The 12,516-nt window shown below is 42.6% G+C and carries 11 protein-coding genes; 7 read left to right on the top strand and 4 right to left on the bottom strand.

Annotation, left to right across the window (positions count from 1 at the left end; all coding sequences use genetic code 11):
• Window positions 1–368 precede the first annotated feature (368 nt).
• Together PQR79_RS08290 and folX are read right to left on the bottom strand one after the other, a co-directional pair.
• Entirely contained in the window at window positions 369–1,259 is an 891-nt protein-coding gene (locus PQR79_RS08290; protein WP_238103282.1) for a TIGR01777 family oxidoreductase, read from the bottom strand.
• Window positions 1,260–1,340: 81 nt separating this feature from the next.
• A complete protein-coding gene (gene folX / locus PQR79_RS08285; RefSeq protein WP_188740430.1) occupies window positions 1,341–1,709 on the bottom strand; it encodes a dihydroneopterin triphosphate 2'-epimerase in 369 nt (122 codons plus the stop codon).
• 154 nt (window positions 1,710–1,863) lie between these two features.
• Between folX and PQR79_RS08280 the strand changes: the two genes are divergently transcribed.
• The 7 genes from PQR79_RS08280 to PQR79_RS08250 all read left to right on the top strand — a co-directional run bounded on the left by PQR79_RS08280 (window position 1,864) and on the right by PQR79_RS08250 (window position 8,452).
• Window positions 1,864–3,012: an AI-2E family transporter gene (locus PQR79_RS08280; protein WP_238103280.1), complete on the top strand. Its 1,149-nt coding sequence runs from the start codon at window positions 1,864–1,866 to the stop codon at window positions 3,010–3,012.
• A 33-nt stretch (window positions 3,013–3,045) separates the two neighbouring features.
• Window positions 3,046–3,954: a class I SAM-dependent methyltransferase gene (locus PQR79_RS08275; protein ID WP_238103278.1), complete on the top strand. Its 909-nt coding sequence runs from the start codon at window positions 3,046–3,048 to the stop codon at window positions 3,952–3,954.
• Window positions 3,955–4,408: 454 nt separating this feature from the next.
• The gene (locus tag PQR79_RS08270) at window positions 4,409–4,567 is read left to right on the top strand and encodes a periplasmic nitrate reductase, NapE protein (protein ID WP_160053316.1); all 159 of its coding nucleotides are present in this window, start codon (window positions 4,409–4,411) and stop codon (window positions 4,565–4,567) included.
• A 45-nt stretch (window positions 4,568–4,612) separates the two neighbouring features.
• Window positions 4,613–4,870: a chaperone NapD gene (locus tag PQR79_RS08265; RefSeq protein ID WP_238103277.1), complete on the top strand. Its 258-nt coding sequence runs from the start codon at window positions 4,613–4,615 to the stop codon at window positions 4,868–4,870.
• Between the two features lie 2 nt (window positions 4,871–4,872).
• Window positions 4,873–7,362: a nitrate reductase catalytic subunit NapA gene (gene napA, locus PQR79_RS08260; protein ID WP_238103275.1), complete on the top strand. Its 2,490-nt coding sequence runs from the start codon at window positions 4,873–4,875 to the stop codon at window positions 7,360–7,362.
• A gap of 11 nt (window positions 7,363–7,373) precedes the next feature.
• On the top strand, window positions 7,374–7,844 hold the full coding sequence (locus PQR79_RS08255; protein ID WP_238103273.1) for a nitrate reductase cytochrome c-type subunit: 471 nt from the start codon (window positions 7,374–7,376) through the stop codon (window positions 7,842–7,844).
• 20 nt (window positions 7,845–7,864) lie between these two features.
• Complete coding sequence (locus PQR79_RS08250; protein WP_238103357.1) at window positions 7,865–8,452, top strand: cytochrome c3 family protein; 588 nt, start codon at window positions 7,865–7,867, stop codon at window positions 8,450–8,452.
• 114 nt (window positions 8,453–8,566) lie between these two features.
• On the opposite strand, the gene PQR79_RS08245 is transcribed toward PQR79_RS08250, so the two are convergent.
• Both PQR79_RS08245 and PQR79_RS08240 read right to left on the bottom strand, forming a co-directional pair.
• A complete protein-coding gene (locus tag PQR79_RS08245; RefSeq protein ID WP_238103272.1) occupies window positions 8,567–9,577 on the bottom strand; it encodes a D-alanine--D-alanine ligase in 1,011 nt (336 codons plus the stop codon).
• Between the two features lie 623 nt (window positions 9,578–10,200).
• Window positions 10,201–12,303 (bottom strand): TonB-dependent siderophore receptor, encoded by a 2,103-nt coding sequence (locus tag PQR79_RS08240; RefSeq protein ID WP_238103271.1) that lies wholly within the window; start codon window positions 12,301–12,303, stop codon window positions 10,201–10,203.
• Window positions 12,304–12,516: the final 213 nt, after the last annotated feature.

Raw genomic sequence — 12,516 nt, 5'->3', positions numbered from 1 at the left:
CAGGTGCAGATGAGTCAGCGAGTGTCCAAAACAGGGTTGTTTTGGTTAAGCCCACATGGATGTGCTTGTGGCGTCTCACTTAATCATCTGCGGCAGTCGGTTTTCCGCATACTTGAGCTCGCGATATTCGTTGCGGCCTGTAAATCAGTTGCGGCAGGCAATGAGTAATAAAGGATTATTGATATTAAATAAGCTAACCAAAGACCAATTAGACTAGAATCATCAGATAAATAAATCACTTTTTCCAAGAGTCAGTTGTGAAAGTGATTATATTTTATTATAGCCGTGCAACTGTTCGGCTTTCTTTTACCACTACACATTCAATTCACTACAGACCCAATTCAGAACACATTTAACTCACAACACATTCAACTCACCACATCAGTAAGTGCAGCTTCAATATTGGTATAGTTAAACTCATAACCGGCTTTGAGCGCATTGGTGGGAAGTACAAATTGGCCTTCGATAAGTAACTGTGACATTTCGCCCATAGCTAGTCTCAGTGCTAACGGTGGTGTGGTGATAATCGCTGGGCGGTTGAGCACTTTGCCTAATGTTTGTGAAAATACTTTATTACTTACCGGATTTGGCGCAGTGGCATTGAACACGCCTTGCAAAGGAGGGTGCTCGAGTAAATAGTTAATTAACCCAATTAAGTCGCTGATGTGGATCCAGCTCATGCCTTGATCGCCTTTGCCAATTGGCCCGCCAAGCCCTAACTTAAATGGTGGTAACATTTTGGCTAATGCGCCGCCATTTTTGCCCAATACAATCCCTATGCGAGTAATGCACACACGGGTTTGTTGCGATTGTGCTTGTAGGGCGAGGTCTTCCCATTTTTGGCAAATATCGTGACCAAATTCGGCGTGAAACCCGCTTTTTTCATCAACAGGGGTTGCACTTTGAGCACCGTAATAACCTATTGCTGAGCCGCTAATAAAGGTGTGAGGCGGGTTGCTGCTGTTGCGTATAAGCTGGCTAATGGCGGCGGTAATATCCCAGCGGCTATGGCAAATTAGTTGCTTTTGTTTAGGAGACCAACGTTTTGCGACTATGGGCTCGCCAGCTAAATTGATCACCGCATCAATGTCGTTAAGGTCAGTTTTATCCGCTAGGCTTGACCAGTATTGATGTTGCTCACCCAGTTTGGCTTTAGCAGCACTCATATTACGGCTTAATATCACCAGTTGATGCTGTGTGAGCGAGCCCACTAACTGTTGGCCTACAAAGCCGGTGGCGCCAGTGATTAATATTTTCATATCACCCTCAATATAGTATGCCGATAGAACTTAATTATACGGCCATCAACATCAAAATGATCATCCGCGAATACTGTTGGCTTATTGCGGTTTTTGGTAACACAACTCCATCGACACGGAGTCGGCAAAGCGCAGCGCGTGGGGTTTGTCTATTTCGACACTGGCAAATTCAACCCAATCATGTTCGCTGGCAATCGCCAGCGTTTGATTTGTAAGATTTTCCAATAACGAAAAACGATTATTTTCAATCAAGGCAATGATTTTTTTAGTAATGGTGCGATAATTCAACGCATCGGCAACATTGTTGCTATTACGGGCCTTATCAGCACAATAATGAATAACCACATTGACGATAATATCTTGTTGATTATTGATTTCGTCTTCTTTAATGCCGATATAAGTACGTAACCGTAAGTTTTTAATGCGTATAATAGCGGTTTCTGGTTTCATATTATTTGTGTTATTCCCTTAATGTGATTCGCTGCTAATATCAACAAACTGATACAGTAGAACAATAAATTTTAACTTAATTAGCAATACGTTACTGAGTTTAGCTTAGCATAATCAATCATTTTAAAAAGTAGCAATAAGGATTTTTTACTCTATGAAAGGAATACAGCAATCAACGGTGACTGTACGCAGTTTTGTGGTTATGGCGTGTGTAGTGATTATTTTAGCGGGGATTAAAACTGCCAGCCCTATTGTGGTGCCTTTTGTATTGTCGGCTTTTTTAGCGGTAATTTGTAATCCAGCGATTGTGCTTATGTCTAGGTATCGGATCCCTAAATGGTTATCCATTATTTTATTGATGACATTTATCGTGCTAATGGGCTTGTGGTTAGCCAGTTTGGTGGGCAGTTCTATCAATGAGTTTTCTAAACAAATGCCAGTGTACCGCCAACAATTAATTGAGCAGTTTGCTTGGATTATTGAAAAGCTACAAAGCTTTAATATTCAAATCTCTAAGCAAAAAGTGCTCGATTATTTCGACCCCGGTATGGCGTTATCAATGACCACCAATATGCTCTCTGGGGTCGGCAATGTAATGGCGAATTTGTTTCTGATCATTTTGACGATTGTGTTTATGTTATTTGAAGCGCAATCAATGCCCAAAAAATTCCATTTAGCGTTAGACGACCCTGATATGCGTTTAAAGCAAATTGACAAGTTTTTGCACTCTGTAAATCAATACATGGTAATTAAGACCTTAGTGAGCTTAGCCACCGCAGGCGTGATTGGGATCGGCCTGAGCATTATCGGTGTTGATTATGCGCTGTTGTGGGCCGTGATTGCATTTTTGTTTAACTACATTCCTAATATTGGTTCTATTATTGCCGCAATACCGGCCGTATTGTTAGCGTTTATTCAAATGGGGCCAGGTGCAGCAGGTATTACCGGACTGTTATATGTTGGCACGAATATGGTGATGGGCAATGTGGTTGAGCCACGCTTTATGGGGCGCGGACTAGGCCTGTCTACTCTTGTGGTTTTTTTGTCATTGATATTTTGGGGGTGGCTATTGGGGTCGGTAGGTATGTTATTGTCGGTGCCATTAACCATGATTGTTAAAATTGGTCTTGAATCAAGTGAGTCGGGCGGCTGGTTGTCGATATTATTGTCCGATGATGTCGAAGATATCGTTAATCAAACAGAAAATATCGAGCAAGTTGTTGCTTCCTCAACGGATGTCACCGCGCAACAGACGGATGAAAGCCCAGTTAATACTGATGATGAACAATCCAAACCATCATAAATTGATGAGTCAATAGCGTAAGTAAGAGAGAGTATGAAGCGTTTTTTACAAGTGTTACCCAGTTTGACTGTTGGCGAAGATGTTTGCCGTTTATTTCATGGTCGTGGCGGTTTATTTCCTGGCGATGAGCACCTTTGTTTAGATTGGTATAAACCGGTATTACTGCTCACTAGCTTTAAAAAGTTAGACGATGAACAACGAGATGAATTGGTGAGTGCCATTGTCACGTTTTGGCAAGCGACTTACTCGGACCAGCCACTTAATTTAGTCTATCAATATCGTCATGGTGGCCAAACCGTTAGCGAATTATTGTTTGGGGATGTGCCAGAGCAACACGTGGTAACTGAAAACGGTTGTCGTTTTTTAGTGCATTTATTGCGTGGTCAAAACCATGGCCTATTTTTAGACATGGCCAATGGTCGTGCATGGGTTAAGCAACATGCCAAGCATAAAAAAGTGCTTAATTTGTTTGCCTACACGTGTGGTTTTTCGGTTGCGGCACTGCAAGGTGGCGCCGATGAAGTGGTTAATATGGATATGAGTAAAGGTGCGTTGAGTATTGGTAAGCAAAACCATTTACTTAACGATTTACCGGTAGGCGCTCGGTATTTAGGCCATGATATTTTTAAGTCATGGGGCAAACTCACAAAACTTGGACCTTATGACTTAATTGTTGCCGATCCGCCAAGTAATCAACGTGGCAGTTTTGTGGCCACCAAAGATTATGAGCGGTTGTTAAAACGTTTACCCGACTTGTTAGCGCCGCAAGGAGAAGTGTTATTGTGTCTTAATGCGCCTGAGCTGGGATGTGATTTTTTAATGCAACAAGTGACCAATACAGCACCGCAATTGACCTATGTTGAGCGAATTGACAATCCAGTTGTATTTGCTGACATTGATGAGCAAAAATCGCTTAAAGTATTGCGTTATCGTTTAAGTTAATAACAACATCGTTTTGTAGATTGTATAAAACCGACACCGCTAAGGCGTCGGTTTTTTTATGGCTTAATCATAACTTAAGGGCCGCTTATAAGGTGATGTTGTATCACACTATAATCTAGCTTTTGTATTTAACACGTTTATATTTCGAACAAATCTCAATCAAAACGGTTATACAGTTTCTCTTCTCGACAGTAAAAATACACTTATTTTAGTAAAAGGTGATATTGATCAGGTTGTCGTTAAATAATCCTTTATTTAATCGATATTTATGTTTAAGAACCCTGATCTAGCCGATGATTTGGCTAATTTGATGATCTAGATCATATAACCCTTCGTTTACCAATTTGTGAGTATATAGTTTGTTAATTGATAAACGCTAAAATTCACACGAGTCCTAATTAAGAACAACACATATTTTGTCTGGGTTGTTTTATCCCCCACTACTGGAGGGTCTATGAGTAAAGATACTACCAATCTGAAAGGCTTAGAGCTGAAAATCTTCATCTTTTTGACCGTGTTTTTAGCGCCAATTTTATCAGTGCTACTGGTCAGTGCACTGGGCTTTAGCATTTGGTTTAGCCAAATTTTAACAGGGCCTCCAGGCGCTGGTTAATCCATCCATAAAATTAATAAAAACATTAAATATGAGAGCGATGTAATGAGCAGTGAACTTCACGTAACCAGCCTAATTGTCCAAGTACAACCTGAGCAAATGGCTGAAGTAAGACAAAAAATTATGGCCATCCCAAATGCTGAATTATCAGCCAATAATGACGTTAAGTTAGTTGTTGTCGTTGAAGGAACAAGCCAAAAATCGTTGATGGATGATATCTCAACAATCAATGCCATTCCCGGTGTGTTGTCGGCCACCATGGTGTATCACCAAAGTGAAGAGCTTGAAGAAGGTGAAAAATGAAAATGAATAGACGCGATTTTATGAAAGCCAACGCTGCTATGGCTGCGGCAAGTGTTGCTGGTTTGGCTTTACCAACCAGTGCAACAAACCTCATTACCAGCTCTGAGCAAACCAAACTTGAATGGAACAAAGCACCTTGCCGTTTTTGTGGTACAGGTTGTTCTGTTATTGTTGCTACCCGCGACGGTAAAGTGGTTGCTACCCATGGTGACGCAAAAAGTGAAGTTAACCGTGGATTAAACTGCATTAAGGGTTACTTCCTTTCTAAAATTATGTACGGTCGTGACCGTTTACAAACGCCTATGTTACGTATGACCGATGGTAAATACGATAAACACGGTGAGTTCACTCCAATTAGCTGGGAAAAAGCGTTCGACACTATGGCTGAGCGCTGGAAAGCGACCATTAAAGCTAAAGGTCCAACTGCTGTTGGCATGTTTGGTTCTGGTCAGTGGACTGTATTTGAAGGTTATGCTGCAGTTAAGTTAATGAAAGCGGGCTTTGGCTCAAACAACATCGACCCTAACGCGCGCCACTGTATGGCATCTGCGGTAGGTGGCTTTATGCGTACTTTTGGTATTGATGAGCCAATGGGTTGTTATGACGATATGGAAGCGGCTGATGCATTTGTGCTTTGGGGCTCTAACATGGCCGAAATGCACCCCATTTTATGGACTCGCGTTACCGACCGTCGTTTAAGTGCACAACACGTAAAAGTGGCAGTGCTTTCTACCTTTGAGCACCGCTCATTTGACTTGGCTGACTTGCCGATTGTATTTACGCCGCAAACCGATTTAGCCATCCTTAACTTCATTGCCAATTACATTATTCAAAATGATAAGGTCAATAAAGACTTTATTAGCAAGCATGTTAACTTCCGCAAAGGCACCACTGACATTGGTTATGGTTTGCGCCCAACGCACCCATTAGAAATGAAAGCCAAAAACGTGGCGACAGCGGGCGACTCAACGCCAATCGACTTTGATGAATTTGCTAAATTTGTTGCAGACTACGATGTTGAATCGGTCAGTAAACTATCGGGCGTGCCAGAACACAAACTGATTGAATTGGCTGAATTGTATGCAGATCCTAATCGTAAAGTGACCTCATTCTGGACCATGGGCTTTAACCAACATACTCGTGGTGTGTGGTGTAATAACCTGATTTACAACATTCATTTACTTGTGGGTAAGATTTCTACTCCAGGTAACAGCCCATTCTCGTTGACGGGGCAACCATCTGCTTGTGGTACTGCACGTGAAGTGGGCACATTCTCGCATCGTTTACCTGCCGATATGGTCGTAACCAACCCTGAGCATAGAAAACACGCAGAACACATTTGGCACATCCCAAGCGGCATTATTCCTGCTAAGCCTGGCTACCATGCTGTTGAGCAAAACCGTCGTTTAAAAGATGGTGATTTGAACTGTTACTGGGTGCAAGTGAACAACAATATGCAAGCTGGCCCTAACATTAATGAAGAAGGTTTACCGGGTTACCGTAATCCTGAAAACTTTATCGTAGTGTCAGATGCTTACCCAACAGTGACCACTCAAGCTGCCGACTTGATTTTACCAACAGCCATGTGGGTTGAAAAAGAAGGTGCCTATGGTAACGCCGAGCGTCGTACTCAATTTTGGCACCAAATGGTGAAAGCACCGGGTGAGTCAAAATCAGACCTTTGGCAGTTAATGGAATTCTCTAAGCGCTTTACCACTGATGAAGTGTGGCCTGCTGACGTGCTAGCGGCTAACCCACAATTTAAAGGTAAAACCTTGTTTGAAGTGCTTTACCAAAATGGCAATGTTGAGAAGTTCCCATTAAGCGATGCAGATCCTAAATACTTAAATGATGAAGCGAAGCACTTTGGCTTTTATGTTCAAAAAGGTTTGTTTGAAGAATACGCTACCTTTGGTCGCGGCCATGGTCACGATTTAGCTGACTTTGATGTTTACCACAAAGAGCACGGTTTACGTTGGCCTGTAGTGAATGGCAAAGAAACCAAATGGCGCTTCCGTGAAGGGTCAGATCCTTATGTCAAACCGGGTAAAGGTTTTGAGTTTTATGGTAAGCCAGACGGCCGTGCGGTTATCTTCGCATTACCCTATGAGCCTGCAGCAGAAGAGCCTGATGAAGAATACGATATCTGGTTATCGACAGGTCGTGTGCTTGAGCATTGGCATTCAGGTTCAATGACCCAACGCGTACCTGAACTGTATAAAGCCTTCCCAGATGCGGTGTGCTTTATGCACCCAGAAGACGCTAAGAAGCGCGGCTTACGTCGTGGTGATGAAATCCGGGTGATTTCTCGTCGTGGTGAAATTAAAACTCGTGTTGAAACCCGTGGTCGCAACAAACCGCCCGTCGGCTTAGTGTTTGTACCTTGGTTTGATGCCAGCCAGCTCATTAATAAAGTGACGTTAGATGCGACAGATCCTTTGTCTAAACAAACCGACTTTAAGAAATGCGCGATTAAGATTGTAAAGGCTTAAGGAGACAGACCATGAAAACAGGTAAATTATTATCGATTATCGCGTTGCTCGGCTTCTCTGTTAGCGTTTTGGCGACCAGCGTACCTGAAGAAAAAATCGACACATTGCGTTTAGCACCCATTAACGTAGAACCGACTCCGCCAGCCATGCAAGCGGTGATCAATACTGACGTTAAACAGGTGCGCAATTACCCAATGCAGCCACCGGTTATTCCACATAAGATTGACGGTTATCAGGTTGATCTTAAAGTGAATAAATGTATGCAATGCCATGCTCGTACCAGCACAGGCCATACACAAGCACCGATGGTTAGCGTGACGCACTATATGGACCGCGACAATAATTTCTTAGCAGATCTGTCGCCACGTCGTTATTTTTGTACCCAGTGTCATGCACCGCAATTGGATGCGAAATTGTTAGTTGAAAATGACTTCGTTGACATTGATCACTTAATTAAAGCGAAAGCTGCGGTTAAGCACTAGGAGTCAATATGTTAGCAAAACTGCTTGAACAACTAAAACTGGTATGGAAAATTCTGCGTCGTCCGAGTGTCCATTACAGTCTTGGCTTTTTGACCATCGGTGGCTTTATTGCGGGGATTATTTTCTGGGGTGGTTTTAACACGGCTTTAGAATTAACCAACCGCGAGGAATTTTGTATCGGCTGCCACGAAATGGAAAACAACGTTTACCAAGAGTTGCAAACAACGATTCACTTTACTAACCGCAGTGGTGTGCGTGCAACGTGTCCTGATTGTCACGTACCGCATAATTGGACAGATAAAATTGCCCGTAAAATGCAAGCGTCTAAAGAAGTGTGGGGTAAGGTATTTGGCACCATTAACACCCGTGAAAAGTTTGAAGCAAAGCGTCGCCATTTAGCTGAAAATGAATGGAACCGCCTTAAAGCCAACGACTCTTTAGAGTGTCGTAACTGCCATAACTTTGATTACATGGACTTTACCCGTCAGTCTAAGCGTGCATCGCAAATGCATTCAACGTCTTTAGCTAGCGGTGAAAAAACTTGTATCGATTGTCATAAGGGGATTGCACACCAATTACCTGACATGGCGGGTGTAGAAGGTTTCTAAAGCTCAGTATCATCATAAAATGAACAAGGCCAGCAATTTGCTGGCCTTCTTTTTTGTCTGGTATTCACACTTAACACGTAGTGCTTATCGCAATCCTGTTCATGAAAAAATGAGTTACGACAAATCGACTTGTCTGCCAATCACATCAATTAAATACTCAGTAAAATCGTGGCCGTGATGTTGTAACATCTTCGGGAACATCGAAATCGGTGTTAGCCCTGGAAAGGTGTTGATTTCATTGAGTAGAATTTGATTGTCTTGGGTTAAAAAGAAATCAATACGCGATAAATGACGTAGTTTCATGCCTTTAAAGGCTTTTATGGCATAATCTCGAATTTGCTGGCTAAGTTCGGCAGACAAATTGTTAGCCACCACATCGGTGCGTGCCTTGCTGTTTTTTGCGTATTTTTCGTCAAATGAGTAAAAGGTATTGCTGTCGCAAATAATCTCACCCGGTAAGGTTGCAACCACTTCACCTTGATATTCGTACACGGCCACTTCTAATTCGCGAGCGCGAATAGTTTGCTCTACGACCACGTAGGGAGCATAACTAAAGGCATCGTGAAGCACTTTGGCGATACTGGTTTTATCATCGACTTTATAACAGCCTACCGACGAGCCTTGAGAGGCCGCTTTAATAAATACCGAGCCCCATTGATCAAATGCCGCTTCAGTTTGCTTAATGGCATCATCGTCGAGTTGGTGTAAAAAAATGTACGGCGTATTAGGCACGCCCAGGGCTGAAAACCACATTTTTGCGGTAATTTTATTAAAACAATTGCTTGAGGCTTCTGACTCACAGCCAAAGTAGGGCAGTTGGATTAAATTAAAGTAAGACTGAATATCGCCCGTTTCACCCGGGAAGCCATGAATACAAGGAATGACATAATCTACCGGCCAAGCTGGGGTGCTGTCATCTTCAAAACGAATTTCACGACGGTTGGTTAGGTCACATAACTTACCGTCTTCAGTGTGGTAATGCCCGTGCTTGTCGAGTACTAATTTTAGTAGCGAAAATTTATCTGACGTTGCCAGTGATGACTCAAAAAAACGTGCAGACATTAACGAAATATCGTGTTCTGCACCGCCACCGCCGCACAATAACAGCAGATTAATCTTTGGCATGTTTACTCCTGAAAAGACCGACAAAATGGGCTTGGGTGTTGTCCGATTAGCCCTGAAAATAAGTGCTTATGATAAAGACCCACAGCCATGCAGCGCAAGTAAGAGTTAATAATATTTCAGCATATTTAGTCTGGTTTTTGAGGTTGATTGCTGATTTAAGGTAATAAATGGGTATACCGCTTATAAGTTACTCACATGCTTAAAGCATTGCGTATTCGGGCGGGAGTTTAGTGGCTAGGGCCTGTTGATCTTTGCTGGTTGAATTTTGTTCGAGTTAAAAACGTTTTAATCGAGGCGAATGGATTGTAGCCTAGTCACCTAAGCAAAATCTGTTCAACAAAGAGTAAAACGTTTTTAGCCGAACCCTGTGGGCAGCGTTTGTTGGTCATTTTTACTGCGTTATCGACTTTTTATGTAGAATAACTACACCTCAAAGTCTCTGCCGCGCACTTGTATATGAGTAATGGCCAACAATTCGCTGCAAAAACAACCTTGAAAGGTCAACAGGCCCTAGGCTAGCAATATAAAAATGACACCTCTTTATATTTATAAAAGAGGTGTCATGAGGTATCGGCTAGATTAGCATGGCTAAGGCGTTAACATCAGCCACGGCTAACGTGCGTTTAAAAGCGATAGGTTACGTTAACAGAACCGTTAACCGGTGCGCCGTAATAGCCAACAGTTGCTAAACTATTGATGTACTTCTCGTCAGTCAGGTTATTAATGTTTGCTCTTAAGGTGAGGTCGTCAGACACATCCCAGCTGGCAAAAGCATTAACGACTAGGTAGGCATCTTGCTCAACGTTGTAATCAACATTTTTGGTTTTAGACTGCCATCGACCGCCCAAGCCAACACTCACTTCGGGTAATTGTGGCAGGGTATAATCCATCGAGAAGTTCACCACGTTGCGAGCGGCCCATTCGTTTGCTTTATCGCCGTTTTCATCTTCGACATCAAGCAAGGTATAACCAAATACTGCATTAAGGTTGTCTGTAATACGTCCGGTGACTTCAACTTCAAAGCCCTTAGATTCGACATTCACCCCTTTATAGTAGTAATTGCCGTTGGCATTAAGGCCTGCGTAGCTTGCAAGGTTATTTTGCTCAGCACTAAATAACGCAAAGGTCGCCATTAAGTCGTTATCAAGCCAAAGGGTTTTAAGCCCTAGCTCATAGTTAACCCCTTTAGTGGGCGCTAAAAAGTAGCCGTCGTAATCATACTGCTCTTGCGGTTGGTAAATGTCTGAATAACTAAAATAGGTATTGATATCATCTGTGATGCTGTACACCACACCCGCATAAGGGCTGAATTCACTTTCATCGTTGTCGATATCAACGCCGCTATTTACACCCTCGCGAGTGTATTTTATTGCATTAAAGCCTGCGACTAAGAATAGGCTGTCATTGATATTGAATTTGGTTGAACCATATGCACGCAGTAAGCTGACATCAATGTCAGAATACTCCACTTTATCGCCCCATTCAGGTTCAGGGATGGCATCAATGTCATATGGGAAAGCTGGGGTAGGGCCAAATGCAGTTGTTGTTGCGTAATCAAATGGGTACTGGTACATGTACTTTTTACTTTGAGAGCCGCTCAATCCTAACGTCATCTCGTGATCTTGACCAAACAAGCTGTAATGCCCAAGAGTGGTAATGTCTAACAAGTCAGCTGAAAAATCAGTGTCATAGCGTCCTGGCCAACCGGTTAAGCCTAAGCCCGTGTCTTTATCGATAGTGCCATAGGCGTAAAATAATTTGCTTTGGTCTTCTAGGCCTTGATGGTTATAAGCAACTTTAACATCCCAGTCATTAGGTAATGTGTAAGTGTATTCAACAAACGCTGTGGTATTGAGGGTGTCCCACATGGTCCATTCTTGGGTGGTTGTTGCGCTTGTGTCCCATTCGGCCTGGGTGCCGTCAGTGTAATTAAACACTAATCCGCCCCAGGTATTGCCATCGGTGTTGGCATCTTGGTAAGAAAAGCCAAATGCTAATGTTGAATTATCGGTTAATTGTCCGTCAACGACAGCATAAAGATAGCCACGGTCATTTTCTAGGCCGTCTAAGTAGGAGTCTTTATCTTCGGCAACCGCGACAACCCTAGCAGCCCAACTGCCACTGTCTGTTAACAGGACTGAGTAATCGGCTTGCACGCGTTTAAAATCGTCCGTACCGTATGACACACCCACTTCACCTTCATTTTCGTTTGTTGGGCGTTTGCGTACGTAATTAATGGTACCAGCAGAATTACCAATACCTGTAAGTAAGCCGTTTGCACCGCGAATGACTTCAATTTTTTCGTAACCATAAGCTTCCATTGCGCCGGTCACAATCCCCCAATCATTGGGTAAGCCGACCCCATCAATTTGGGTACTTTTAATTTCAAAACCGCGAGAGGTATATTGCGTACGGTTGGTTTCCCACTCTTCGACATTGATACCTGTCGCCAGACGAAGCACGTCATTAAGGTTGTTAGCGGCAAAGTTAGTGATTTGCTCGTTGCTGACCACACTGATTGATTGCGGTGTCTCATCAATCTCCATGGTTAATCCGGTTGCGCCTTGGCTAACACGTTTATAGCGCACGCCTATAATTTGGATTTTTTCGATATTTGGCTCATTGCTATCTGCATTTTGTTGCTCGGCAGCATGGGCTTGGGGCTGCACGAAAAGGCCCATCGCCAAAGCTAATGTTGAAAGTGCAAAAATATTTTTAGGTTGCATGGTTTGCCTTACCTGATTACTAAAATGACTGGAATTAACACCGTGACACAATGTTAAGATGTGCGAATAGTATTGTTAATCATTATCATTTACAACCCAGTATTGAGATAAAAAACACAAAACGCGATCAATAAATCATTATTTACAATTAATAATGATTATCATTCTATTGTTGTTGAGATTGGTTATCAATCGTATTAGCATATGGGCAAT

Source organism: Shewanella metallivivens (assembly GCF_028750675.1).
Lineage (GTDB): Bacteria > Pseudomonadota > Gammaproteobacteria > Enterobacterales > Shewanellaceae > Shewanella > Shewanella metallivivens.
The sequence above is the reverse complement of the archived record's forward strand: the minus strand, read 5'-3'. Positions and strand labels throughout refer to the sequence as shown.

Excerpts from the sequence above, each read along its gene's own strand:
- folX (WP_188740430.1), bottom strand. The coding sequence starts at position 1,709 with ATGAAACCAGAAACCGCTATTATACGCATTAAAAACTTACGGTTACGT.
- PQR79_RS08255 (WP_238103273.1), top strand. The coding sequence starts at position 7,374 with ATGAAAACAGGTAAATTATTATCGATTATCGCGTTGCTCGGCTTCTCT.
- PQR79_RS08280 (WP_238103280.1), top strand. The coding sequence starts at position 1,864 with ATGAAAGGAATACAGCAATCAACGGTGACTGTACGCAGTTTTGTGGTT.
- PQR79_RS08290 (WP_238103282.1), bottom strand. The coding sequence starts at position 1,259 with ATGAAAATATTAATCACTGGCGCCACCGGCTTTGTAGGCCAACAGTTA.
- PQR79_RS08240 (WP_238103271.1), bottom strand. The coding sequence starts at position 12,303 with ATGCAACCTAAAAATATTTTTGCACTTTCAACATTAGCTTTGGCGATG.
- PQR79_RS08270 (WP_160053316.1), top strand. The coding sequence starts at position 4,409 with ATGAGTAAAGATACTACCAATCTGAAAGGCTTAGAGCTGAAAATCTTC.
- PQR79_RS08245 (WP_238103272.1), bottom strand. The coding sequence starts at position 9,577 with ATGCCAAAGATTAATCTGCTGTTATTGTGCGGCGGTGGCGGTGCAGAA.
- PQR79_RS08275 (WP_238103278.1), top strand. The coding sequence starts at position 3,046 with ATGAAGCGTTTTTTACAAGTGTTACCCAGTTTGACTGTTGGCGAAGAT.
- napA (WP_238103275.1), top strand. The coding sequence starts at position 4,873 with ATGAATAGACGCGATTTTATGAAAGCCAACGCTGCTATGGCTGCGGCA.
- PQR79_RS08265 (WP_238103277.1), top strand. The coding sequence starts at position 4,613 with ATGAGCAGTGAACTTCACGTAACCAGCCTAATTGTCCAAGTACAACCT.